Below are 25884 nucleotides of genomic sequence, written 5' to 3'. Positions count from 1 at the left end.
TTCCACCTGCGAGACCCTGGCCCGCCGCCACGACTGCGTGGTGGCCAACCCGCCCTACATGGGCAGCTCCAGCTTCGGCCCCTTCATGTCCAAGTGGGTCAAGAAGAGCTACCCCGACGTGAAGAGCGACCTGTGCACGTGCTTCATCGAGCGCAACCTTTCGCTTGCCAAGGTGGGTGGTTTTGCGTCCCTAGTCACATCCGACACATGCATGTATCTCTCCTCGTTCGTCGCGATGAGGACCTCACTTGTCGAGAACAACACGATTCTCACCTTTGTTGACACGCGCGGAACCAATGCACACCCTGACGTCTTTGACGCAAACGCCATCTGGGTGCTCCGTCACGGACGGCTCGATGGGTATGAGGGCAGCTATTTCAAACTGAATCATCGTATCCCGGAAAAGGCCGGTGCCCTTCTCGAGGCGATCCAAAACCCCGACTGCGGCTGGTTCTACCGCCGCGACGCCGAGACCTTCAAGCAGATCCCCGGCACCCCCATCGCCTACTGGTTCCCTCATCCTCTCTTTAATGCCTTTGTTGAGGGTCGTTCTGTTGATGAAGATTCCGACTATACGGGTAGCCCGAATATTACTGGTGACAACGATAAGTATCTTCGTATGCATTGGGAGATTTCCAAGAAGGATAGGGGCTCAAAATGGAAGGTCTATTCAAAGGGCGGTGATTTTAGACGCTGGTATGGCAACTTGTTTCATGTAATTGATTGGAGCGAACCGGCTAGGCGTTTTTACTTAGACAACAAGACCTCGACGTTGCTGCCTGAGAGATATTGGTACCAGGGTGGCATAACCTATACGATGCTTACTTCTGGCAAGGCTTGTTTCCGCTATATCGACGATGGCTGCATCTGGGATAAATCTGGACCGGTAATTTGTCGTTTGGGAAAACACCTAAACGTCTGGCTCGCATTCTTAAATTCAAAGATTGCCCAGCAGTGTCTCGATGCGCTTAATCCCACTTTGAATCTTCAGGTCAAAGATGTTAAGGCCTTGCCTCTTTTGAACGGCTGCGATCAGCTTGAGGGCTCTCCTCTAGTTGATGAATGCATCTCAATTTCAAATCAAGACTGGGATTCGTCTGAAACCTCGATGGATTTCAAACGTCATCCGCTTTGTTAGGGGAGCGACTGTCATGACCATTCAGCCGTGCATCCAGAAACGTTTCGTTCGCGAATTCTGTGGCTATTATGATGAACTCGAAAAGCGGCTTGCCTCGCTTTCGCACTATATTTCCTTTGAGCAATCTAACGGGTTGGTTTATTCAAATGAATTGCTGACGTTGCTTCAGTTGATTGGCAGCGAGGTTGATGTTTGTGGGAAAGCCATTGCTGAAGTTTCAGATGCGTGTCCCGATCTAGATAAGTGCAATATACAGAAGTGGGGATTTTATATTCAAAGAGTGATTCCCGATATGAATTGCATCCAAGTCCAAACTCCTATCGAGAATGCATATTGTCCCTGGGCCAAATTCAGAACAGAGCAGTATGTTGACGCTAAAAATGCAATTAGGTTTCGCTATACGAAGGATTCGTCTCCTGAAGGGGAGAGTCCTGAATGGTGGCGTGCCTATAACTCCGTAAAACATCGACGGAAGCAGCTCGTTAAGCCGGAAAAGTCTGAGTATGAAAGCGCTAACCTTAAGAATGTCATTCATGCTCTTGGAGGTTTATATGTCATGGAGCAATGCTTTTTGAGCCAGTTTGATGCTGCAGTTATTGAAACAGTGCTGCCTTCTTCTCTGTTTCAACTCATCGACGCATAGGATATTTTGAACTGCCCTTTTCTCAGAGTATCCAGGTTGGCACCAATGATTGTCATGAGTATTCGTCCGGATCGACAAGGGCTTCTCGTGATTCGCGATCGCGACTAATTTCGGACGATAGGATGTGGTTGAGAAGTATTTCTTGGACAGCAACGGGAGGCCTAATGATGATTTTGCCAAGGAGGTTCCTGGCATTAGGCAACCAGTTGCTATTTCTGATGCGCCAAAGGTCTCTAGTCTTCCGAATCTCTTGATGTAAAATCTTAGGTGAACGAAAAACGGTTCGACCGTTTTGCAGGGGGCTTCTCGTATTGGGACGCCCTCTATTTTTATGTAGCGACGCTGTGAGTTTTGCATGGGAATTGTCGAATCGATGCCAAATCAAGCTAATTGAATCAGCTTTGGACCTTCTAGTCTGTTTGCGTCTTCCGATTGCATTCGATGAGTGCAGCACTAATCTATGTCCCATTTGTTCCGCCGTCACGGTCGTAGCTCAATATCAACCGCTCACACTTGTTGCTCAACAAATGGCGAGGTTGATGGGCTAAGTTGATGGCAGTGTTTGGTTGGAGGAGGAGAATATGACCGAGTACTGCGATGGCAATAGTTTGACGCTCGATGGCAAAATCGATGAGCTCTTGAGGGATTGTTCGCAACCTACGATATTCGCCTTCTGTGGCCTGTCTCCTCGTCTCGCGGAATCCGTTGCGCGCAATGAGTGCTCGATTCCCGGGGTTGTAGCCAGCGATGTCGCCCCGTTCTTTTCTCCGTCTGATTTTGCCCGCCAAAAGAGGCTGGCCGTGGCTCAGATTCTTTCGGCAGATGGCCCAGTCTTGATGCTGTTTGAGCAGCTTTTAGAGTTGCGTGGGACGATTAAGGAATTGTTCGATGGCAAGATCGTTGTTGTGCAGAACAACCTGTTCCTTGATGGTGAGGGCGTTCCTTCTCCTGTTGATCCTGAGCTGCTTAATGGCTTTGAGTCGTCCTTTGACGATATGACGCCCGATACGACGGGGCTTTCTAAGTACTATGCCAAATCCGTAAAGGTTGGAAGTGCGCACCTTGTAACGCCGATTATTCCGGATGAGTTTTCTGAGTGGGAAGTTATCGATCTGTTTGATCGTGCTTCTTTTGCGCTGGGTGATGCTTCGTCAATTTCTGAGGGCGTCGTCCCTGTTTCGTCGGCTGCGTTTTTGGAATACCGTCTGGGCTTGCTAGATGGCACGGCTGGCCCTGCTTCTGTTTTGGTGAACGCTCGGGAACTTGAGAGCTATAGGTCCGCTCTAGAGGCGGTCGCTTCTGTTGCCCATGCGCTGGGTCTATCCGTTTCCTTTGTGGCGCAGCAAGACCAAGAGGAAAAGGTCGAGGAGTCGGGCCGTCTGCTTTCGGTGCTTCAGCATTACTGGGGCAAGGACGCCTCGTTTAGGAAGCTTCGTTTTTACAAGAATCCCGACTTTGACAACGAGATGGAAACGGTGTCCCAGGGTGCTATCTCCGAGTTTGTCGTAAAACAGGCCGAGGCTGCCCATGCGGGCTCTGTCGATTACAGGAATGTGTTTGTAACGGCGCCCACGGGTGCGGGCAAGTCCATTCTGTTCCAGATTCCGGCGCTGTATCTTGCTCGGAAATATCAGCTGGTCACGCTGGTTATTGAGCCGCTGAAGGCCCTAATGATCGACCAGGTTGCCAACTTGCGAAAACGTGGCGTTAAGAATGTCGTTGCCATTAACTCGGACATTCCCTATGGTGAGCGGCTTGAGTCGCTTGACCGTGTTAAAAACGGCGAGGCCTCCGTCATCTACCTGTCACCGGAACTTCTGCTGGAGTCCTCAATCCAGGCGATTCTCAACGGCCGCGAGCTCGGTCTTGTCGTCATCGACGAGGTCCATACCGTTACCTCTTGGGGTAAAGATTTCCGCCCGGACTACTGGTATCTGGGGCCGTATCTGTCTAAGCTCCGCAAAAACGGTATGAGCTTTCCGATCTTTTGCCTTACCGCCACGGCTGTCTACGGCGGGCGCGATGATGTTGTTTCGCATACGATCGCCGACCTGGAGCTTGGCAACTGCAAGACGTTCCTGGGCAACCCTCGTCGTAACGACATCTCCTTCGACATCGTCTGGAGAAGCAAAAGCGAGCTGCCCGGTCCCATCGAAGAGGTAAAAACCGACCTCGCCGAGCAGTGGATTGATAAGGCCGTGCGCGACAACCGCCATGCCATTGTCTACTGCCCATATCAGAGCCATGTCAATGCGATTATCGATCAACGCAGCGTTTCTAATTCTCAGGTCTTGGGCTATCACGGCGGCAAAGACGCCGCGTACAAGAAGATCGTTCAAGACGCGTTTGCGTCGGGCAACTGCAGGGTGCTCGTGAGCACCAAGGCGTTTGGCATGGGTATCGATATCGATGACATCGATGCCGTGTACCACTATGCGCCGACGGGCAATCTGTCCGACTATATTCAGGAAATTGGTCGTGGCGGTCGCAAGCGCGGCCTGGGTGCCAAGGCCTGCATCGACTTCTTTATGCAAGACGTTCGCTATTCCGAGACGCTGTATGCGCTCTCCAAGTTTAGCCAGTGGCAGCTTAAAGAGATCATGGCCAAGCTGTACGAGGTCTATGCTTCTGCGCCGCAAAAAGACCGAAGCCAGAATTTCCTAGTGTCGCCCAATACGTTCTCGTACCTGTTTACGAATGAGAAGGACGAGGATCGCAAAACCAACCGCGTTAAATCGGCCCTCATGATGATCTCGCGCGACCTTGAGGATAAGTTCAACTTCCCGGTTATCGTCGTGCGCCCCAAGGTGTCGTATACAAAGCAGTTTGTTTGCATTGAGCAGGTTGCCGAGCGTAGCTTTACCACGTCCTACGGCAAGTATTTACGAAAGATCAGCGAGGCCCATACGCGCTACGAGAATCGTGCGGGGCAGCATGCCGTCAAGATCTCGGACATGGGCGCAATCTATGAGCTCAACGTAGGCGACATGTGGGCTAACGAGTTTAGCGACCTGACCTTTGCCGATTTTAAGCGCCAGCTGTTCACGGGCAAGATTTGTTCGCCGACGGGGGAGCCTGCGCTTTCGAACCGCCTGGCGCTCGACATCAATTACTCCATGCCGTTTGATGGGGCCACGTCGACGCTGTCTGCGTTTGCCGAGGCGCTGCGCAAGACGTTTATGAGCCTTGCGCGTGAGGGCGATTTTTCGGAGAAGGAGTTTACGAAAGAGCTCACCCATCAGCTTGAGGGGACGTCTTTGGAGGTCAAGAAGCCGTCTGCGCTGCTGAATGCGTTTGTTCGTCCCGTCGATGGTGGCCGGCACTTTGGATCCGACCGGTCCTTTAAATGCATCAAACGATTCAATAAGTCTTCGAGGAATACCTATAGCCGCGCGCAGGATGTTCGCTATGGCGTAATCGGGCGCGAGCTTCAGGCAGCCATGAGCAATCTGACCCAGACGCTGGGAAGGTTGCAGCCCCCCGAAGGTAGCAAACATTGCAGGCGCTATCTGGACAACAAGGCTCTCGACGCTCGCTATGCGCTGGCCGAGATCCTGGAGATTCTCAAGCTTGCCACGTACACGGTAAAGGGCGGCGACAACCCGGAGATTTTTATTCGTCTCAACGATGCCTCGAAGGTCAAAGCGTTGGCTTCGGACAGCAGATATTCCAATGGCGTGCTGCGCGAGCTTAACGATCGCCACGAGTATTCGTCCAAGGTTATTAGGGGCTTCTTCCGCTCCACCATGAGCGATGCCGAGCGATGGGACGTGGTCGAGGAGTACTTCTTGGGCAATGACGACTACGTTGCCCAGGTTCTGGGCATCGATGAGAAGCCGGCGGACGAGTCTGCCAAGGCGGCTCCCAAGGTTAGGCATGCGGTTGCAAAGCGGCCTGTCGGCCTCTCGACATCCGTCGTGGCTGAAGGGGCTTCCTATGAGGGCAAGCCGTACTTCCGCGTGTGGAAGGACCTGATCAATAGCTGTTCTGTGGGTCAGGAGATCACCGACGTCCAAAAGCTGAAAGAGTTGGTCAAGAGCAGCAAGCTCGAGATGCCTCGCAAAGACGCGGTAGTCTGCATTGAGAGCACCGACTTTAAGCTGCATCCCGCCCTGTTGTGGAAGAAGAGCCGCGTGATGCTCTTTAGTGCCTCGCGTGCCGATGAGTTTGCCCACACTCAGGACATCGACTGGAAGTGCTTCATTCTAGGCCAGGGAGAGGGCATAGAGGCGATTGCCGACGCACTCGAAAACGCCCCGAAAGAAGCGAAGTAGGAGTCGCGGCGACTTTACGCATAAAAAATGCCGGGGGACATCCCCCGGCTCTTGCCGGAGGGAAGCCCCCGGCTCTTGGAGGTCCCTCTATTCGAGGGTACCGATATCTTTATACCACGAGACGGGCGTCCGATCCAAGTGGAAATGACGTGCCCGCCTCGTGCGCACTAAAGGTTGACTCCGCCAGTTTCGCAGATGGCGCCCATGAGTTGATCAGCGTAAGGAACGGCACCGTAAGCACCATGGAGGTAGCGGTTGATTAAGCTTTCGTCCTTTCGTGGGGAGAAAGAAGAGAGCGGGTAGATGCCTGAGGAACCGCTCTGCCGCTCCTTCTCGATGAACCAGATCTGATCGCGACGAAGCACATCGTTCTTCAGGAGGAGAAGCTCGTTGGTTGTAAAGATGAGCTGTGCTCCGTGTTCGTTGAGGTCTGGATCGAAGAAAAGTGCCACAAGGCTTTCGAGGAGCATCGGGTGGAGGCTGCGTTCGACTTCGTCGACGAACAGGGTCCGGCCGGCATCGATGGCATCGATAAAGTCGACGGCCAGATCGAGCATGGTCCTTGTTCCAAGGGATTCGTCGTCAAGGCCAAAGCCAACGCTATGTCCGCCAATTTCATGTCGGAACTGCATGGCAACCTTTTTATCGGGTATCTCGACGCCGTTGGGTTTTTGGCCCGTGAGCGCTTCGAATACGGCGGCGAGTTTGTCGGCGTTTTCCTTTTGGGCGCTCTTTTCGTCTTCGGTCATGTCGTCGACTTTAAGCTGCACCCCGGTAATGCCCAGGTCCGCGGAGCTAATGGCCTTGATGACCTTTTTGAATTTAGCCTCGCCCAACGTAGCAAGCTTGTCCATAAGCTCCGCATCGGGAATGGGGGCTTCGCGATTGGCTACGATCAGGTCGTCGGCAAACCAGCGCATCGCCTTAACGCATGGTTCGATACCGTAGTTTGCGAGCATGCCAAGGACAAACCCCGGATCCGTATAACCCTTGAGCTTGGTAGAGATGCCGGTATATTTGGAACCTTGCTTGACGGAGTACGTGCCATCGTCATTGCGGGATCTTTCGTAGACAAGACGTTTGGCCTTGGGGCTTACGCTGAGTCTCTCACTGAGGGCGCCATCGTCGTCTAGGGCGAATTCGTACTCGTATCGAGTGCCGTCGGTGTAGAACGTATAGCAAAAGCTCGATGGATCGCTGTTGCCGACAAAGCTTTGACGTCGGGGCAGATGGGCCGGATGCGTGATACCTAAAACGAGGTTGCGAGAGAAGTGAACCGCTCGCAACAGATTGGTCTTTCCGGAAGCATTGGGGCCGTAGATGGCCGCCGCGGTAAGCACGCCGTCCGTGCCGGTGCCGGGAATGCTGCAGGGGTGGACATTCTCCTGATGCTCCTTGTAGGAATTGACGGGCAGCATTGACAACACAGCCTCGTCCTTAACGGAGCGGAAGTTTTTAAAGCTGAACTCTAACAACATAAGGAGCACCTCCTAGTTGGTTGTAAGCAACATACTATACGCTTTTTTGTGGAATAGTCACAATAATAAGGAAAATAGTGACATCTATGCCACTTGTGCTACCGCTCGCACTTGTTGCTCAACAAATGGTGGAGCTGGTGGAGTAAGTTAATACATAGTTGACTGCGAAGCGGGGTCGGCTTGTAGTGGGCGTCCTCTCAAAATGATGCCTGCGAATGCTCTGCATGGGGCGCTATAAGCTTTGCTGTCGGGTAGACTTGTCTATGTTGACTTAGCTAGTTTTATTGGGCTTTTAATCGGTCCTGATTGGATGGGATAGAGATATGGCAACGTTGCTCGCCGATAAATACGAGGCTCGCAAGGTCGAGGTCAATGCTCGCTTTGAGCAGCTTCGTGCTAACGAGGAAGAGCTCAACCGAATCTTCGCCAAGATCTACAACATGGAGGGCGAGGTGCCCATCGAGGTCGAGGACAAGTACGTATCGGTGGCGCGCATCTTCGACACCGCTGACGAGATTCCCGAGAGTTATAAGGGCAACAAGTACGTGCGCACCAAGCGCGACGAGATCACCTCGCTCATTAGCTATGCCGTAGGCTGCATGTTTGGCCGCTACTCGCTGGATGTGGACGGTCTGGTTTTGGCCGATCAGGGTGCCACGGTCAACGACTATCTGGCCAAGATGCCCGATCCCGATCACGTGACCTTTATGCCCGATGGCGACAATGTGCTGCCCATCACCGATGACGAGTACTTTGACGACGACATCGTTCGCTACTTTATCGACTTTGTGCGCACCGTGTACGGCGAGGAGACGCTCGAGCAGAACCTAGCCTTTATTGCCGAGGCGCTCGGCGGCAAGGGTACCTCGCGCGAGGTAATTCGCGCCTACTTTTTGAAGGACTTCTTTAAGGACCACTGCCAGACCTACAAGAAGCGCCCCATCTACTGGTTGTTCGACAGCGGCAAGAAGAACGGCTTTATGGCTCTGGTCTACATGCACCGCTATACGCCCGATCTGCTGGCGCGCATTCGTACCGACTATGTGCACGAGCAGCAGGAGCGCTATCGCTCGCAGATCGCCGACGCCGAGGACGCGCTGGCCACGGCCGAGCGCGGTGAGAAGGTCGCGCTGACCAAGCGCATCAAAAAGCTGAAGGACCAGCTGACCGAGACCGTTGCCTACGAGGAAAAGCTGCATCACCTGGCCGACCAGATGATCAAGATTGACCTGGACGACGGCGTTAAGGTCAACTATGCCAAGTTCCAGGATGTGCTGGCAAAGATAAAATAATGCACACGTGATTACGCGTTACGCGAATTGTTTTGACCGGTATGACGGTGGGATTGTTAGATGGCAAAGTTCGATGTAATTGAAGAGCTGGCAGCGCGCTTTGAGCAGCCGCTGCCCGATTGCCGCGAGCGCCGCGTGGTGGTGTGGCACGACGCGGAAGGCGAGTTTGCCGCCACGTTTGCCGAGCTTGCCGAGGGCGGCTTTGGAGAAGCGGTAGATCAACGCTTGCCGCGTCCGGTGCGCTTTGTGGAGGCTTGCGACGGGCATATGTTTGAGGTCAAGCGCCTTATCGCCCGCGAGGACACCACGAGCGACATGCTGGTGTATCGCCAGCAGGGGCGTGGCGGCCTCGAGGGCGATTGGCTGGCCGATGTTGAACTGTACGCCGATCAGTTCTCGGCGGACTATCTGTCGCTGCTGGCCGATCAGCTGGGCGCCTCCAACGCGAGGGATATTCGCAAGGCTCTGCAGGCGCACAAGTCGTTCTTTGCCGCCAAGGGCCGCGTCGCCAAGTTTTCTAAGTGCATGCCCGCGCCTGCGTGCGCGGCCGATGTTGAGCTGGGCCTGCTGGCCGCCATGTTTGGCGGCTCCGATCCCAGCGCTGCCACCATGCCGTTTATTGTGCGCGCGTGCCTGACTATGCTGCTGCGCGATGGCCCGGAGGCGCTGTCGGAGCTGGCGCAAAAGTTTGAGGCCGCCGATAGCCTTGCAGCCTTTGTGCGTCAGCGCACGGGCTTTGAGGGTACGCTGTTCGAGCGCGATTCGCTCCAGGATTATGCCGCCCATGTGCTGCTGACGGCCTCAGCCTCGCTGGTGCCGGCGGCTGCGCTGCAAAAGCTTTCCAACCATATTGCGCCTGCCTATGCGCCGTATTGCATCGCCGTCGTCCGCGAGTGGGCGGGCGATGCTGCGGCGTCTGATGACCTGCGCGAGATTTGCGAGCTGGTCCAGGACGCGTGCGGCCTGCGCCATGTGTTTGGTGCTCTGCCTACCGACGATCTGCTGCGCCTGGATGTATTCCCGTGCGTTGACGAGGCCATTTTGAGCGACCTGCTCGCCTCGCTGGCGCAGGGTGCCGATCGCGTTGACGAGGCCCGTCGTGTTGCCGCGGCCCGTCGCGACCTGTGCTGGTACGACGATGTCGCCTGCTATTACCAGGTGCTTTTGGCGCTGGCCGACATGGCGGCCTTTAAGCGCGACCATGCGGGTGGATTCCACATTGCCCAGGCAGCCGAGGTGTGGGAGGCCTATACCACAGATTGGTGGCACATGGATGCGGCATATCGCGTGCTGCGCCAGGCCAACGAGCGCTGCAAGCTGCGCGGTGTCGACCTGTTGGAGGAGCCCGAGCGCCGCGCGGTCGAATGGGCCGAGAACAACTACGTTAACTGGTATCTGACCGAGAGCAACGCGTGCTGGGCCAATGCCGCCCAGGCGCAGTGGCGCGATGCCGGCTATGTTGAGGGTGTTGCTCGCCAAGACCTGTTCTATTGGGAGACGCTGCCCACGTATACCGGTAGTGCCAAGGCCAAGGTGGTCCTGATCAGCGATGCGCTTCGCTACGAGGTGGCGCAGGACGTGGCTGCCGCTTTGGAGCGTGAGCGCGGCGGCGAGGTGCGCATGGGTAGCGTGCAGGCGATGTTTCCCTCTATTACCGAGATGGGCATGCCGGCGCTGTTGCCGCATCAGGCCATGACGCTCAACATGGAAACGTGCGCCGTGCTGCTCGATGATATGCCGACGAGCTCTACGGTCGAGCGCCAGGCGGTGCTGCAGAAGGCCGCACCTACGGCTCGTGCCCTGAGTGCCGCGGCGTATCTGGATATGTCTGCCGCCGACCGCAAGGAGCTGCTCAAGTCCAGCGAGATCGTGTACCTGTATCACAACAAGATCGACGCGACGGGGGAGAAACTCGCCACCGAAAGCGACGTGTTCGATGCATGCGCCGAGAGCGTGGACGAGCTGGTCTCGATCGCCAAGCGCGTGTGCACCGACGCGCCAGGCGCCCGCGTGACGATCACATCCGACCATGGCTTTTTGTACACGGCCAACGAGCTGCCGGAATGCCTGTTCCTGGGCAAGAACGACCTGCCCGACGATCCGGTGCTGTTTGGCAAGCGCCATGCGGTGGTCGCTCAGGGCGACACCTTGGCCGATATCGCTAACGGCGCGGACGGTAGCCCGTGTTTAGCCATGAACATGGACCATGTGGTGCCGGGCGGCGGCTACGTTGGCTTGGCTCCGCGCGGGATCGTGCACTACAAGCGACCCGGCGGAACCAAGCGCTACGTGCATGGCGGCGTGAGTCTGCAGGAGCTCGTGGTGCCGGTGGTCGGGTATCGCCGCCTGAGTGCGTCCTCAAAGGAATTCGTTGATACGCAGACTGCGAAGCTGCGCGTGCTGAGCGAGAGCCGCCGCGTTACCAACTCGCTGTTTGGCATTAAGTTGCTGCAGGAGGAGGCCGCTACGGGCAAGGTGCTGCCGTGCGAGTACGAGCTGGTGTTTACCGACGAGACCGGCAACGAGGTGAGCGACGTTGCTCGCGTGCATGCGGACATGACCTCGCCCAACCCGCAGGACCGCGTGGTCGAGGCTCGCTTTACGCTTAAGACGGGTGTGTCGTTTGGGTCCGGCTCGTCCCATTTGCTGGTTTGCCGCGATGCCCAGTCGGGCAAGATCGTTTGGCGCGAGACGTATACCATCGCTGTTTCGTTTGCCCCTGTTGCTGACTTTGGTTTTTAGGAGTGTGCCCTATGATTGATAGCCATGACGACAATCTGTGGGAAGTTCCCTCGATTGATGTGGATGTGCCTGCGGAGGCTGCGGCGTCCGTTGAGGCTGCGGCGCCTGCCCCGGAGCCGGTTGCTGCCGCGCCCGTTGAGGCTGCGGTGAACGCCGAGGACGAGTCCTCGACCGATGGCTATGACCAAGCTGTGGCCGAGGCTCCCGAGGATGAGGGCTACGACATGGACGGGCTGGACGGCAAGCTGCTCGAGCACTTTGCTGGCAAGATCGTGCGCAAGGACCTGACGGCCCTTATGAAGCGCGGCGCAAACGTGCCAACCTTTGTGCTTGAGTATCTGCTGGGCATGTACTGCTCAACCGATGACGAGGAAGCCGTGGCAGAGGGCCTGGATCGCATCCGCAGGATCCTCACCGATAACTACGTGCGTCCCGACGAGTCCGAGCGCATTAAGTCCAAGATTCGCGAACTGGGCCGCTTTACCATCATCGATAAGGTGACGGCCAAGCTCGACGAGTACAAAGATATCTACGTGGCGTCGTTTGCCAACCTGACCATCGAGCCGTTTGTGATGCCGGCCGAGTACGTGCGCGACTATTCCAAGATTCTGCAGGGTGGCATTTGGTGCATTATGAGCATCGAGTATCGTCATCCCGTGGATGAGGAAGACGAGTTTGGCATGGAGGTCTTTGGCGACGATGCGCCGCGCCGCTCCAAGGCCAAGCGCAAAAAGCGCGGCCCCGAGGACTCTCCGTTTAGTGTGGCGTCGCTCACGCCCATCCAGATGCCCAACCTGGACCTGGATGCCATGATCGACGAGCGCCAGTATTTCTCGCGGGACGAGTGGCTCAACATGCTGCTGCGCTCAGCTGGCTACGAACCCAGCGAGCTTTCCGAGAAAGAGCGCCTGCACTTTATCGAGCGTATGGTGCCGCTCATCGAACGCAACTACAACCTGTGCGAGCTGGGTCCCCGCGGCACCGGCAAGAGCCATATCTACAAAGAGGTCTCGCCCTACGCCATCTTGCTCTCTGGCGGCCAGACCACCACGGCCAACCTGTTCGGCCGCATGAACTCCATGCGCGCCGATCGCGTGGGCCTGGTGGGCCACTGGGATTGCGTGACGTTCGACGAGGTCGCCGGCATGCGCTTTAAGGATACCAACGCCGTGCAGATCATGAAGGACTACATGGCGAGCGGCAGCTATGCGCGCGGCCGTGACCAGATTAACGCCGATGCCTCCATGGTCTTTGAGGGCAACATCAACGACACCGTGCAAAACGTCCTTAAGACCACGCACCTGTTTGATCCGTTTCCGCCGGAGTTTAACAACGATTCGGCCTTCTTCGACCGTATCCATTATTACCTGCCGGGCTGGGAGATTCCCAAGATGCGCTCGAGCCTGCTGACCGGGCATTATGGCCTGATTACCGACTGCCTGTCGGAGTTTTGCAAGGAGATGCGCCGCAAGGACTTTACGCACCATATCGACCGTTACTTCCGCTTTAACAGCGACTTTAACAAGCGTGACGAGATTGCCGTGCGCAAGACCTTTAGCGGCCTGGCCAAGCTGCTGTTCCCCGACGAGGCCATGGACAAGGACGACGTGCGCTGGCTGCTGGATTACGCCATCGAGGGTCGTCGCCGCGTAAAGGAGCAGCTCAAGATTATGGCGGGCGTCGAGTTTATCGACGTCAACCTGGGCTATATGGATGCCGACAACCCGCAGGACGTGCACGTGGTGCGCGTGCCCGAGCAGAGCGAGGACACACTGATTCCCGACGGGCCGCTGCTGTCCGGTCACGTGTTTGGCGTGGGCAGGTCGCAGGGCGGCGAGGTCGCCGTGTACAAGCTGGAGAACAAGGCCGTTGCCGGCGAGTGTAAGTTTAAGCACGAGGGCGTGGCCTTTAACAAGCCGGTGCGCGATACCCTGGAGGCCGCGTTCGACAACTTTGTGAACCTGGCGAACCGCGTGGCGCCGGGCATGCACATTGGCTCCAAGGATTACCTGCTGTTCTATAACGACCTGCAGAGCAAGGGCCTGTCCGAGGAAGTTTCGCTCGCCGAGTTTGTGGGCCTGTGCTCCGCGGCGTGCAACCGCCCGGTGATGCCTGCGCTGGCGATTCCGGGAATCTTGCGCATGTCGGGCTCTATGGACGAGATCCGTGGGCTCGAGGACATTATGCGCGTGGCCAAAAACGCCGGCGCCAAACGCGTGATTTTGCCGCTGAGTGCCATCGCCGGCCTGCAGAGCGTGTCGTCCGAGATTATTTCGGGACTGAGCCCGGTGTTCTACATGGATGGTGACCCGGTCGACGCCGCGAAGAAGGCACTGGATCTGTAGGAGTGCGGGCGAGCGGGGCGTCCGGTGTTCGGGTGCGCCGCGTACATGTTGGTGCGTAGTGCGTGAGGAGGCCTTGCTATGGCGGGCGAGCGTTCTGTTGGTGAGCTGCTCGACGAGCTGTTTGGCTTTGAGTCGGTAGCCAAGCGTCAGACGGCGCTTGAGCAGTACGATCGCGGGGAGCTGGTGCGCAAGGCGCGCTCCCGCGAGCTGCTGAGCGTGCTTAGGGGCGTCGAGGCTGCCGAGCACGCTGCGCGCGACTCTGCCGTGCGGGCTGTTGATACGTACGTGCGCCGTGTTGAGGGTGCGGCCCTTGCGCGGGCTCGTAAGCAGGCGGGCATTGTTGGTCCGCTGCAGATGGAGCGCCGCTATGCTGCCTTTTTGCGCATGGAGGACAAGGCCGAGCTGCTGGCCCGTTTGGAGCAGACGCTTGCGTTTATCGAGGTAAAGCTGCGTGCGAATACGGCGGACAGAGTGCGTGCGGCGTACGATGCTGCGGGGGCTATGGTGCTGCAGGACGTGGCGCGCCTGAGTGACGTGCGCGTTGTGGATGCCGTACCCCTGGATGCCGACCTGCTGTGTACGCAGCTGGAACAGTTGCGTTGTGCCGCCGATGCGACGGACCTTGCGGGTATGATCACAGCGACGTTTGAGTCCGAGCTGAGTGCGACAGGGTCGCAGGGCGCTGACGGGCTTGTGGACGACGTGGCCGGTGATGTTGCTGGTGACGTGGCGTTGGAGCGCGAGCTTACCAACGTGCATGGCGCTGCGCAGCGAGCGCGCTTGGCGGCGCAGGCATATCGGGCCGAGCGCGCCGCCCGCATTGCAGGAAGCACGGTTGAGCCGGTATCGTTGCCCGAGCCTGCGTGCGTTGCGTGCGAGACGGCGTGCGATACCGGTTTGCTTTTCGAGTTGCTCGCTCAGGTTAAGAAGTCGTTTGAGACCTACCGTCGCGTTGTTGCCGACGGCGGGTTGTTCTGTGCGTTTGGCTCTGGCTCGCCGCATGGGATTTGCAGGGGCTCGAGCTATTTCGACTATGATTCTCGGCTTGACGAAGACGTGCTGGTGGGCGAGTACGACGGCGCTACCAGGCACGATGTTCGGCGTGAGGTCACGATTCCCGAGCTGGTGGATGAGGCTTCTGCCGAGGGCGGCGATTCGCTCGAGGTCGCCGTGGCGCGCATGCGGGAGTTTAACGGGCGCCGCTACGATGGTGTGCTGGATGAGGACCCCCACGCGCCATGTGAATGCGTTTTGGTATGGACTCAAAAAGCTCAGTCAGTATTGCGAGGCCGCCGTGCGTGTGGACGAACGCGCTTGGGATTGCTTTATCGATAAGGTGCAGTTCGCCTACGATGAGCCCGTGGGGCGTTTGGCTGTGCAGATGGACGACAAGCAGGTTGCGGCTTTTGTTGCTGCCGTGGATGAGCTTGGCGCTGCTGAGTAGGAGCCTGGCCTGGTAGGAGGTTTCACCATGAAGATCGAAGTTGATGTAGACCAGCTGCGCGAGAGTCTGCTCGATCGCGCGGGGAGTGCAGCAGGCGTGGGCTTTCCGGCTGCCATGCTCGACGTAGTGGATATCGAGGACGAGTCGCCCCAAGAGCTCCTAGCCCGAGCCGAACGCGAAGGCCTCGACCTCCGCGACTTTGCCGTCGACGATGACTAGGAATGTGACAAGGATAGCTAATTTGGGATGGTCGTCTGCGCCCGCCGCTGCGCGAAAATGCATGATAAGCCGTCCCAATGGAGCCTAATGAGGTCGCGACCCTTCTATTTTGACCGCACGCCGGCTAAGTGAGTAGGCTTTATTGGATATCCTGAGCACACGACTAATTTGCTTCAATAAATCCGCAGGTCACAGACTTGTGCTTTGGTGACGTGGTCGGCGATTCGACAAAAGTCTACTCACTTAGTTTTGAGAGGCGCTAATTGTCCGCAACGAGACCCCAGCCGGGGCGATTGATGCTCAAATGTAGCCAATTCGGGACGGCTGCCCCTGGCCGCTACGACGCCAGGGTGGCGATAACGGCTTCGTCGCCGGCGTATATGAGGGTGTTGCCGTCGGGGATGATGGTTTGGCCGTCGCGCTTGAGCATCACGACGATAAAGGGGTGCTTGCCTTGCGGCACGTCGCGTAGACGCTGGCCGGCCAGACGCCCGTGGGGAGTCACGGTGACCTCACGCAGTGTAACCTCGGCACGCTCTTCAAACGTCGGGGCAGCCATCACCAACAGGTCACCTTCCTTGATCACAGTATCCCCGTTGGGCAGTACCGGATGCGCGCCATCGCGCAGCACCAGGACGACGAGCATGTCCGTGGCACTGCCGATGTCCGCGAGCGAGCGACCGGCAAACGGATGGCCCGCGCCCACCTTGAGCTTAACGAACGACATGCCGTCCTCGTCGCGGTAATCGTTAAAGGTGCGGCGCACGTCGCCGGCCGCATCGATTATGTCGAGCTTCTTCGCCACCGCCGGCAGCAGCGAGCCCTGCACCACAATGCTCGACACGGCAATTACAAACACCAGGTCAAACAGGTCGTGCCCACCGGGAACGCCGGCCACCACGGCAAAGAGGCTAAACACGACCGAAGCCGCACCGCGCAGGCCCGTCCAGCTTACGAGTGCGACCTGGCGAGGATTGGACTTAAAGGGCGCCAGCAGCATGCCCACGGCGACGGGGCGGCTCACAAAGAGCATAAACGCCATGAGTGCCAGGCCCGGTAGTAGCACTTGCGGCAGGCGCGCGGGCGTCACGAGCAGGCCGAGCAAGAAGAAGATCGTCATCTCTGCCATCTCGGTGAGGGTGTCAAAGAAGTGCGCCATCTCGACCTTGCCGGTGATGTCGCTGGCGCCTAGCACAATGCCGGCAAGGTACACGGCTAAAAAGCCGTTGCCGCCTAGGTAGCTCGGCAGCGCGTAGGCGACGATCGCCACGGCGAACAAAAAGATGGTCTGCGCGCCCTCGGCTGTTGCGTGCGCGCGCTCGATCAGGCGGCCCGATGCCCAGCCGATGACAAGGCCCAGCCCCACGCCCAGGATGATCTGCTTGGCGAGCAGCACAGGGATGTTAATGTCGCCGCCGGCCGCAAGGGTTGCAAGCACGGCGGTGAGCATGTAGGCGACAGGGTCGTTGGAGCCCGATTCGACCTCGAGCAGCGAGTCGGTGCCGCCCTTTAGCGATAGGCTGTGCTCGCGCAGCACGCTAAAGACGCTGGCTGCGTCGGTGGATGCTACAACCGATCCCAGCAGCAGGCCGCCGATCCAGTCGAAGCCCAGTGCGAAGTGCGCAAAGGCGCCGGTGATGCCGGCAGTGATGACGACGCCGAGGGTGCTCAGCAGCACTGCAGGTGCGGCGACAGGTTTGGCGCGGTCGATATTGGTGTTAAAGCCGCCGTAGAACATGATGAACAGCAGCGCCGTGCTGCAGACGGTTTCGGTGAGTGCGTAGTCGCTAAAGTCGATGTGCGCCGGCCCGTTGACGCCCAGCAGCATGCCCAGCGCGATGAAGATGAGCAGGGTGGGGAAGGGGAGCTTTTTGCCGACGGGTTTGATGGTCAGGCACAAAATGATGACGAGGCCTATAAAGAGAAGTATCTGGTTCATGGATAGTGTCCGCTCCTGGGTGGTTGGCGTGGCACGGTCAGTTATCTGCGGTTATTTGTACCCAAAGGTGGTGGGTTTATGGGAACGGATTGCGGGCGTGCGTATTTTCGACACGAGGCTGCGGCGTGTGCGACGTTGGTCGGGGAGCAGCTGTCGGCGGTGCACCGTGAACTGCGCGCGCGGGCGTGCGGCCGCTAACGACCGTTGGCGACGCGGGGCTCTTCCCAGCTTTATTGCAACGGAGTACAATGGGTAACGTTTAAGTTCAACTTGAAGTTTTAGTTGCGGCTCCAGGCTTCGGCCACAAGGTAGGGAAAGGCGTTCCATGGCGATCTATGTGACATCTGATGCTCACGGGCACGTGCGCGCGCTGGACGAGGCCCTTTCCAAGATCTCGCTGACGTCCGACGACACGCTGTATGTGCTGGGCGACATGATCGACCGCGGTCCCGATCCGGTCGGTGTCATCAATTTGGTGCGGTCGCTGCCCAACGCTCACGTGCTTAAGGGCAACCACGAGCAGATTATGCTCGACGCGATCATCGGCCAGGACCCGCTCGATGCCGAGACCTGGGACATCAACGGCGGTTGGACCACGCGCCAACAGCTCAACGAAATGGAGTTTGAGGCGTACGAGGAGCTGGTGCGCTGGGCTGCCGCCCTGCCGCTCTATGCGGTGGCAGAGACTGCCGAGCGACCGTATCTGCTGGTGCACGCCGGCATTCAGACCGAGGCGGCGCGCGCGTTTTTGCTTGAGCATGGTGTCGATTGCGGTGACGGCAGGGGAGCGGTCGATGCCGATAGCGAGCTGCTGCTGCAAATGCTCGCCGTGCAGTCGACCGATGACTTGCTGTGGATTCGCCATGGCTATTGGGATGCCCCGACGGGGCTGCTTTCTGCCGAGGGCAAAGGTCCGGTCGTGGTGAGCGGTCACACGCCCACGGTGTCGCTCGGGCGTTATTGCGAGGTCGGCGGCCTGGCAGGGCTCGATGAGGAGTCGGGCCGCGGACAGATTGTGCGCTTGGGCGGTGAGGATACCGCCGGTGTTCCCGACCGTATCGACATCGACTGTGCCGCCGCCACCGGCTCCGAGTTCGGCCGCGTCGGGATCCTGCGCCTGGACGATGGGGCGGAGTTCTATGCAAACATTCTTCCTGGCGAGTAATCGGTGCAAAGGGTAGCTAATTTGGGACGGGGCTTTTTTGACTACTTTTGCCCTTCTGCCCATCAAATGATTTTTCTGGGGCGGGGATTACATAATCATTTGGCTGCCCGCTGGCTATGTGAGTAGACTTTTTTGGAAATGCCGAGCACCCAACATGTTTGCCTCAATAAAACCGCAGGTCACAGACTTGTGCTTTGTCGGTGTGGTCGGGGATTCGGTAAAAGTCTACTCACTTAGTTTTGCGTGATGCATATTGTCCGCAACAAGACCCCAGCCCGGGTAATTCCATCGCAAATTCCGGTGGCCGAGGCAGCTAATTAGACACCGTACGGGTTGCGGGCTCGTTCTATGCGCTGGCGAATGTGGGCGTACTCGACAATCAACAGCACCAGCAGTAGGGCCATGATAGCCAGGTAGCTCACGACGGCACCCATCAGCCCCAGTAGATTGATGAGGATCATCGGCACCACCACGCTCACGGCAAAGCAAATGAGGTAGATCTTGGTGACATCGCCGGCGTGGCGCAGCACTGTGATAATGGCGTAGATAAAATCGATGGCTGCGGTGATGCCGCCGGCGACGACCATCAGCAGCGCCAATGTGCGGTAGCGCTCAAAGTTGAGGCCGTACATAAAGCTCATAAGGGGAATGCCGGGGCCTGCCATAAACGCGGCGCATGCGCCAGTGAAACCCAAGATCAGCGCCATGACGGCGACAATAATTAAGTCAAAGCGGCGACGCTTGCGCGGGTTAGCCCAAATGCTCGACAAACGCAAGAGCTGCGGTTTATAGATAAAACCAACGCTCAGCAAAATGGCCTGCGCCGGAAAGAACAGGGCATTAAAATACAGCTGATATTTGTAGGCCAGCGTGCCTTCCATCACAAACTTGGGCATGCTCTCGATAAGGTTGAACAAAAAGAGCGCGCCAAAGAGCGGGGCACACTGCGCAAAAAGGCGGCCGACTTCGCGTATGCTCACGCGACGCGATTTTTCGGTTTCGAGCAGGGCGAGCGGGGCGGTGACCAGCACGAGCGAGGCGATCGCTGTAACACCCATGGCCATGGCCGCGATGGGCATGCTGCGCGTGAGGAACAGTGCCGCGCTAAAGACCGCGATGACGCCGGCGGAGCGCAGCGTTTGGCTCATGCCGGCTAGGTAGAGCTTGTCGGCCTGCTGCAGGCGGCCCTCGTACACGTCGGCGATGCCGTCGATCACCTTATAGAGGTAGACGCCCAGGCCGATCGTCGCCATGTGCGCGTCGTAGCCGCGGGCGCTGCTGTACATGAGGCCGCAGGCCAGCGCGATCGCTCCGCAAAGCCAGCGGTTGAGCTGGTAGGAGGCAAATGACGTCTTCTCGTCGATGTCCGAGACCTGAAAATTGCGCACGCCGTAGTTGCACGCGATCATGATGAGCGTGCCGGTGACAAAGGCGATGGAGAACTTGCCGGCTTCTTCGGCGCCCACGAGTTGCGTGGACACGATAGTGAGCAGTGGAAACGCCATGCCCCACACGGCGGTGCCGAGGGTATTCCAAAGGTAGTCGCGGCTGGTGGCGTGCTCCTCGTATTCGGCTTCCTGCATGGAGAAACCGCCGCCGTAGACGGCACCGAGCAGGCGGTTCCACCAGGCGTTGACCATACGGCGGACAGGACCGGGCTCGCGATCGCGCTCGCGCCGACGACGCGTGGCTTGGCCGCTATTTGGCCCGCCGGCGTTGCGCTGACTCAGCTCCTGGATACGCGCGAGCTCTTCGGCCGTGTGGGAGGCGGGGAAGAGGCCATTCTCGATGCGGCCGCCCTGTCCGTGCGCCCCGCCCGATACAGTGGGGTTGGCGATGCCGTTGCGGCGGGCGATGGCGCGGCGGATGCTATCGAGGGGCGAGATGCTCAAGGCGGGTCCTTTCTATTGCTGCGTTCTAGTATAGACGCGACGGTGTCACTCATGTTTTTGAACGGATTGTTCAATATTTTCGGGGGGCGGCAGTAAATTGTCGGTGAGCGTGCGGTATCCTGTTGAAGTTATGTGATACCACGATGCCGCCCGCGCGGTACCAAGGAGCTTCTACCTATGGACGTCGCCGCATTCTTGCTGGCTCTTGTGCCGATCATTTGGCTTGTCGTGATGCTGCTGTGCTTTAAATGGCCAGCTTGGAAAGCCGCCATCGGATCGTTTGTCCTCTCGTGCGTGCTTGCCTTCGTATGGTGGCACCTGCCGGCAGCGCAGATCGCGACCGCCTCGCTCGAAGGCTTTTTGATGGCCCTGTGGCCCATCGTTTTGGTAATCATCGCCGCGGTGTTCACGTATAACCTGTGCGTTCGCACGGGCGCCATGGACGTAATCGGCAGCATGATCACCTCCATCAGCAGCGATCGCCGTCTGCTGGCGCTGCTTGTGGCCTGGTGCTTTGGTGGCTTTATGGAGGGCATGGCCGGTTTTGGCACCGCCGTTGCTATTCCCGCCGGCATGCTCGCGGGCCTGGGCTTTGAGGCCGTGCCCGCCGTGCTCATCTGTCTGCTGGCCAACGGCGTGCCCACGCCCTACGGCTCCATTGGCATTCCCACGGTGTCCGTTGCCGGTCTGGTGGGCCTGGATCCGCTACATTTGGCGACCGTTCAGATGGTGCAGTTGGCGCCTTTCTTTGCGATGATGCCGCTGTTTATCGTGCTGGTTGCGGGTCGTGTCGCCGATGACCAGGGTAATGTTGCGGGCGTTGCCGAGCGCCTGAACGGCGTGGCGGGCATCGCCGTGCTCTCCGGCGTGTCCTTTGCCGGTGCGGCTCTTGTCGTTGCTATGTTTGTGGGTCCCGAGCTTGCCGTCGTCGTCGGTTCCATCGTTTCGCTCGCGCTGACAGCTGCGCTTGCCATGCGTGCCGAGAAGTCGGGGCATCTGGACGCACGCTTCCACATGAATATCGAGGCCGGCGAGCAGCTCACCGCTAAGTCGGCGCTTTCGGCTTGGTCGTGCTTCATTTTGATCTTTGTGCTGCTGTTGGGAACGTCTAACCTGGTGCCTGCCGTGCATGCTGCGCTCGCACCGTTTGCGAGCCAGGTGCAGGTGTATTGCGGCGAGAACCCCGGCACGCTCACGTTTTCGTGGATCAACACGCCGGGCGTCTGGATTTTCCTGGCGGCGTTTGTCGGCGGCGCCATTCAGGGTGCTTCGCCGCGCATGATGGGCGAGGTACTGGCCGCGACCGTCAAGCAGATGATGCCGACGGTCATTACCATGCTTTCGGTTCTGGGCTGTGCCAAGGTTATGGGCTATGCGGGCATGATCTCTTCGATCAGCGCGTTTTGCATTGCGGTCGCCGGTGGCCTGTACCCGATTCTGGCTCCGTGGATCGGCGCGGTCGGTGCATTCGTGACCGGTTCGGGCACGTCTTCTGGCATGCTGTTTGGTCCCATCCAGAGCCAGGCTGCCACCGCGCTGGGCGTGAGCGACTACTGGATGGTCGCGCTGAACGCGCTTGGCGTCGCTGCCGGCAAGATGATCTCGCCGCAGACGCTTGCCATCGGCCTGGCCGCCGTGCACGTGCGCGGCAAGGATGCCGAGCTCTTGGGCGCTGTCCTGCCCTACGCCGCCGGCATGCTGATCCTTATGAGCGCCATCGCCATGCTCGGCCAAGGCCTGCCGCTATAGTTGGCATTTAGGGACGCTCCTTTTGTGCCGGCGCTTTGGGAACGTCCCTAAGTGCCGGCATCCGGGGACACTCCTTGAATGTTGCCTGTTCAAGAGTTTCCCCAACGACTCGTCGTTTAAGAACGTCCCCAATGACTAGGCCGCTTGCCTGCGATTTTTGACCGTTGGGCGGGCTTGCCCCCCCTTGCCACAAAAACGTTTTTGCATATCGGGTACAACGGGCTTTACGTGAGTAAAGTGCGCGCCGCGCCCGCGTGACGCGCTTTTAAAGGAGGCCCCATGCCTGGTGTTACCCCTGCAGAAGTTCTGTCCAACTTTGGTATTACGCTGGTCGAAGATCCCGCCGAGAATCAGCCGCGTCTGCTGGTCGATCTACCTGCTGCGGAGCTCGTCGAGCACGCTATCCGCCGTGAAGAGGGCCGCATGGCATCCAACGGCGCGCTGGTAATCGAGACGGGGGAGCGCACCGGCCGTTCTCCCAACGACCGCTTTATCGTTGACACCCCCGATGTTCACGACAAGATCGCCTGGGGCGCCGTCAACCGCCCGCTTTCGATTGAGAGCTACGAGGCCATCAAGGCCGGCATCGTCGACTATCTCAACGAGCGCGACGTGTTCGTCACGCGCGGCATGGCGGGTGCCGACCGCAACCACACGCGTCGCCTGCTCGTTGCCTGCGAGCGCGCGAGCCAGGCGCTCTTCATTAAGCAGATGCTCGCCCGTCCACTCGCTCGCGAAATTGCGCGCACCGGCGAGCCGGACTTTTGCGTGCTCGCGGCACCCGGGTACCAGTGCGACCCTGCCATCAAGGGCCTCAACTCCAGCGCCGCCGTGGTCATCAACTTCCAGGAACGCGTGATTCTGGTTGCCGGCACCGGCTACTCCGGCGAGATTAAAAAGTCCATCTTCAGCGTCATGAATTACCTGCTGCCCGTCGAGGACGATGTGCTGCCCATGCATTGCTCGGCCAGCATGGATCCCGTCACGCACGAGACCGCCGTGTTCTTTGGCCTGTCCGGCACCGGCAAGACCACGCTTTCGGCCAATCCCACGCGCCTGCTGATCGGCGACGACGAGCACGGTTGGTCCGACATGGGCATCTTCAACATCGAGGGCGGCTGCTACGCCAAGTGCGAGGGCTTGGACGAGTTTCACGAGCCCGAGATCTTCAATGCCGTTCGCTTTGGCGCGATCTGCGAAAACGTGGTGCTTGACGAGAACCGCAAGCCCAACTACGATGACGTCTCGATCACGCACAACACGCGCGTTGCCTATCCCGTCGAGCATATCCCCAACGCGTGGACCAAGGGCATGGGCACCACCCCGAGCGTCGTGCTGTTTTTGACCTGCGATGCCTTTGGCGTGCTGCCGCCTATCTCGCGCCTGACGGCCGATGCCGCCATGTATCACTTTGTGACAGGCTTCACCGCAAAGATCCCCGGTACCGAGGTCGGCGTCACCGAGCCCACGCCTACGTTCTCCTCGCTGTTCGGAGAGCCGTTTATGCCGCTCGATCCCATGGTCTACGCCAAGATGCTCGGCGAGCGTATCGCCGACGGTCGCACCCGCGTCTATCTGCTCAACACCGGCTGGATTGGCGGCGGTTATGGCGTGGGCCATCGCATCGAGCTTGCCTACACGCGCGCCCTGGTCGCACGCGCCCTCGACGGTACCATCGAGGACAGCGAGTTCTTGCACGACGATATCTTTAATGTCGACATTCCCACCACGTGCCACGGTGTGCCGGACGGCATCCTGGTGCCGCGCCAGTACTGGCAGAGCACAGCGCGCTACGACGAGGCCGCGCACAACCTGGCGGTGATGTTCGAGGAGAACTTCGAGAAGAAGTACTCGCACCTGCCCGAGTCCGTCAAGGCCGCCGGCCCGCACGCTCAGGTGTCCGCCGAGGCCCGTCATCGCGGCCGCGGCCTGCTGGGACTCCGCCACTAGCGTCGCCTCGAGTCCATATCCACCGCAAAGAGGCAGGCGCCTTTGTGGTGGTTTTGCTCGTGTGGATGACTCGGGTTACAATGCGCCTGACATATCGTCCCCTTCTCCGGATGGGGACAGCGTAAGCGCTCTTGTGACGGCACCGTAGGACTTTGAAGGTGGCCGTTGTAAGGGCGCTTTTTGTTTAGGCGCTCGCGTTGGCGCGAATTGCGAAAGGAGCACGTATGAAGAGCTTTGTTGCCGAGGATTCATTTTGGGAGCTATTTCCACAGGCGGCGGTCGGCGTCGTGGTCGTGGAGGGCATGAAGCCCGCGGCTACGATTCCTCAAGAGGACGTGGACGCGATTGCGGCGCTGCTCGATCGCGCCAATATCGATGCGGAGCGCCACCTGACAAGCGATACCATCAGCGAGAACACGCCGGTCAAGGCATGGCGCGAGGCCTATCGCCTGTTCAAGACTAAAAAGGGCGCCCGCTGCTCGATCGAGAACTTGCTCAAGCGCGTGCTCAAGGGCAAACCGGTGGGCCACATTACGCCCGCGGTGGACATCTATAACACGGTGTCGTTGACCTACGCGCTGCCCGTTGGCGGCGAGGACCTACATGCTATCGAGGGCGATCTGCGCCTGGCGGTCACTGATGGCGGGGATGCGTTCCTGCCACTTGGCGAGGAGGCAGATGATCCGACGCTGCCCGGCGAGCTCGCCTACATCGATGATGCGGGCGCCGTGTGCCGCTGCTGGAACTGGCGCGACGGCGTTCGAACGGCTCTGTCCGACGATTCTGCCGATGCGTTCCTGGCGATTGAGTGTGTAGAGCCCGAGCGAATGGGGGACTGTCAGGCCGCGATCGATCGCTTAGCCGAGCTGCTCGAGCGCTATCTGGGAGCGACGGTTGTCGTTAAGACGCTTGTGACCCGCGATAACCCGCGCGTGGAACTGTAGCGGCGCCTAGAACCTATTGATGCCCCAAACCACCACAAAGGTACTATCCCCCTTGTGGTGGTTTTTATGTTGATGAGTTAACAATTGGGATATTTGGGTACGGGGGTTCAGGCATGCGGCTAAGATGTTTACCCGTTAGCATCATGCAAGCGAAAGGCGGTCGTCTCCCATGCAGCAGAGCGACGAGACACGTTTTGAGGATTTTGTCGGACTGATCAGCGGACTCTACAAGGAGATCCAGCGCATTAAGGCATCTGAGGGAGCAAGGCTGGGTCTTAAGGGTTCCGATATCATGTGCCTGTACTATCTTGAGCGCAGCAAGGACGGCCTGACTGGTGCCGACCTCGCCCGCATGGCAGGCGTGACCCGCGCTGCCGTCTCGCGCACGCTGGCGCATCTGGAAGAGGGCGGCTACGTCGAGGTCGACGATTCGGGCGATGCCGCCGTTAAGTATCGCGCCCCGGTTCGCCTGACCACGTTGGGCGGCGAGAGCATGAATGAGGCCGATCGTATTATTCGCGAGGTGCTCGACGCCACCGGCAAGGCCATGGGCGTGGAGCAGCGCGAGCAGATGTACGCGTCGTTGCGTACGATTCTCGACACCCTGCGCGAGCTGTAGGGCCGCCTAGGCATTTGCTTCCCATTAACAACTGCATCGTCCCGTTTGAGC

Annotated in this window: 17 protein-coding genes; 14 read left to right on the top strand and 3 right to left on the bottom strand. The window is 58.6% G+C overall.

Annotation, left to right across the window (positions count from 1 at the left end; genetic code table 11):
* The 3 genes from ACTQW0_RS06225 to ACTQW0_RS06215 all read left to right on the top strand — a co-directional run.
* A partial coding sequence (locus ACTQW0_RS06225; protein ID WP_441567380.1) for an Eco57I restriction-modification methylase domain-containing protein occupies positions 1-1138 on the top strand: 1138 nt, incomplete at its 5' end.
* A 13-nt stretch (positions 1139-1151) separates the two neighbouring features.
* Positions 1152-1781 (top strand): hypothetical protein, encoded by a 630-nt coding sequence (locus tag ACTQW0_RS06220; protein WP_441567378.1) that lies wholly within the window; start codon positions 1152-1154, stop codon positions 1779-1781.
* Between the two features lie 581 nt (positions 1782-2362).
* Complete coding sequence (locus tag ACTQW0_RS06215) at positions 2363-6055, top strand: helicase-related protein (RefSeq protein WP_441567376.1); 3693 nt, start codon at positions 2363-2365, stop codon at positions 6053-6055.
* A gap of 167 nt (positions 6056-6222) precedes the next feature.
* On the opposite strand, the gene ACTQW0_RS06210 is transcribed toward ACTQW0_RS06215, so the two are convergent.
* A complete protein-coding gene (locus ACTQW0_RS06210; RefSeq protein ID WP_441031510.1) occupies positions 6223-7533 on the bottom strand; it encodes an AAA family ATPase in 1311 nt (436 codons plus the stop codon).
* Between the two features lie 323 nt (positions 7534-7856).
* Between ACTQW0_RS06210 and ACTQW0_RS06205 the strand changes: the two genes are divergently transcribed.
* The 6 genes from ACTQW0_RS06205 to ACTQW0_RS06180 all read left to right on the top strand — a co-directional run bounded on the left by ACTQW0_RS06205 (position 7857) and on the right by ACTQW0_RS06180 (position 15575).
* Positions 7857-8825: a hypothetical protein gene (locus tag ACTQW0_RS06205; protein ID WP_441567374.1), complete on the top strand. Its 969-nt coding sequence runs from the start codon at positions 7857-7859 to the stop codon at positions 8823-8825.
* Positions 8826-8885: 60 nt separating this feature from the next.
* Positions 8886-11567: a BREX-1 system phosphatase PglZ type A gene (gene pglZ, locus ACTQW0_RS06200; protein WP_441567372.1), complete on the top strand. Its 2682-nt coding sequence runs from the start codon at positions 8886-8888 to the stop codon at positions 11565-11567.
* 11 nt (positions 11568-11578) lie between these two features.
* Complete coding sequence (gene brxL, locus ACTQW0_RS06195) at positions 11579-13912, top strand: protease Lon-related BREX system protein BrxL (RefSeq protein ID WP_441567370.1); 2334 nt, start codon at positions 11579-11581, stop codon at positions 13910-13912.
* 78 nt (positions 13913-13990) lie between these two features.
* Positions 13991-15247 carry a hypothetical protein gene (locus ACTQW0_RS06190; protein WP_441031518.1) on the top strand — a complete coding sequence of 419 codons (1257 nt, stop codon included), beginning with the start codon at positions 13991-13993 and terminating at the stop codon, positions 15245-15247.
* Positions 15213-15356 (top strand): hypothetical protein, encoded by a 144-nt coding sequence (locus tag ACTQW0_RS06185; RefSeq protein WP_441031520.1) that lies wholly within the window; start codon positions 15213-15215, stop codon positions 15354-15356. The genes ACTQW0_RS06190 and ACTQW0_RS06185 overlap by 35 nt, the downstream gene beginning before the upstream one ends.
* 27 nt (positions 15357-15383) lie before the next feature.
* Entirely contained in the window at positions 15384-15575 is a 192-nt protein-coding gene (locus ACTQW0_RS06180; RefSeq protein ID WP_427727982.1) for a hypothetical protein, read from the top strand.
* 337 nt (positions 15576-15912) lie between these two features.
* Here ACTQW0_RS06180 and ACTQW0_RS06175 read toward each other — a convergent pair whose 3' ends face one another.
* Positions 15913-17514: a potassium/proton antiporter gene (locus ACTQW0_RS06175; protein WP_441031522.1), complete on the bottom strand. Its 1602-nt coding sequence runs from the start codon at positions 17512-17514 to the stop codon at positions 15913-15915.
* A gap of 325 nt (positions 17515-17839) precedes the next feature.
* Between ACTQW0_RS06175 and ACTQW0_RS06170 the strand changes: the two genes are divergently transcribed.
* Positions 17840-18679 (top strand): metallophosphoesterase, encoded by an 840-nt coding sequence (locus ACTQW0_RS06170; protein ID WP_441567367.1) that lies wholly within the window; start codon positions 17840-17842, stop codon positions 18677-18679.
* A gap of 317 nt (positions 18680-18996) precedes the next feature.
* Here ACTQW0_RS06170 and ACTQW0_RS06165 read toward each other — a convergent pair whose 3' ends face one another.
* Positions 18997-20571 carry a lipopolysaccharide biosynthesis protein gene (locus ACTQW0_RS06165; protein WP_441031526.1) on the bottom strand — a complete coding sequence of 525 codons (1575 nt, stop codon included), beginning with the start codon at positions 20569-20571 and terminating at the stop codon, positions 18997-18999.
* Between the two features lie 177 nt (positions 20572-20748).
* On the opposite strand from ACTQW0_RS06165, the gene ACTQW0_RS06160 reads away from it, so the two are divergent.
* From ACTQW0_RS06160 to ACTQW0_RS06145, 4 genes are all read left to right on the top strand, one after another.
* Positions 20749-22320, top strand: a complete 1572-nt coding sequence (locus ACTQW0_RS06160; RefSeq protein WP_441031527.1) for an L-lactate permease — start codon at positions 20749-20751, stop codon at positions 22318-22320.
* 279 nt (positions 22321-22599) lie between these two features.
* Positions 22600-24270 (top strand): phosphoenolpyruvate carboxykinase (ATP), encoded by a 1671-nt coding sequence (gene pckA, locus ACTQW0_RS06155; protein WP_427719537.1) that lies wholly within the window; start codon positions 22600-22602, stop codon positions 24268-24270.
* Positions 24271-24494: 224 nt separating this feature from the next.
* Positions 24495-25214, top strand: a complete 720-nt coding sequence (locus ACTQW0_RS06150) for a B3/B4 domain-containing protein (protein ID WP_441567365.1) — start codon at positions 24495-24497, stop codon at positions 25212-25214.
* Positions 25215-25383: 169 nt separating this feature from the next.
* Positions 25384-25833 (top strand): MarR family winged helix-turn-helix transcriptional regulator, encoded by a 450-nt coding sequence (locus ACTQW0_RS06145; RefSeq protein WP_427796051.1) that lies wholly within the window; start codon positions 25384-25386, stop codon positions 25831-25833.
* The last annotated feature ends 51 nt before the right edge of the window (positions 25834-25884 follow it).

This window comes from Collinsella sp. LCP19S3_B7 (assembly GCF_052121795.1).
In the GTDB taxonomy this organism is placed as follows: domain Bacteria; phylum Actinomycetota; class Coriobacteriia; order Coriobacteriales; family Coriobacteriaceae; genus Collinsella.
The sequence above is the reverse complement of the archived record's forward strand: the minus strand, read 5'-3'. Positions and strand labels throughout refer to the sequence as shown.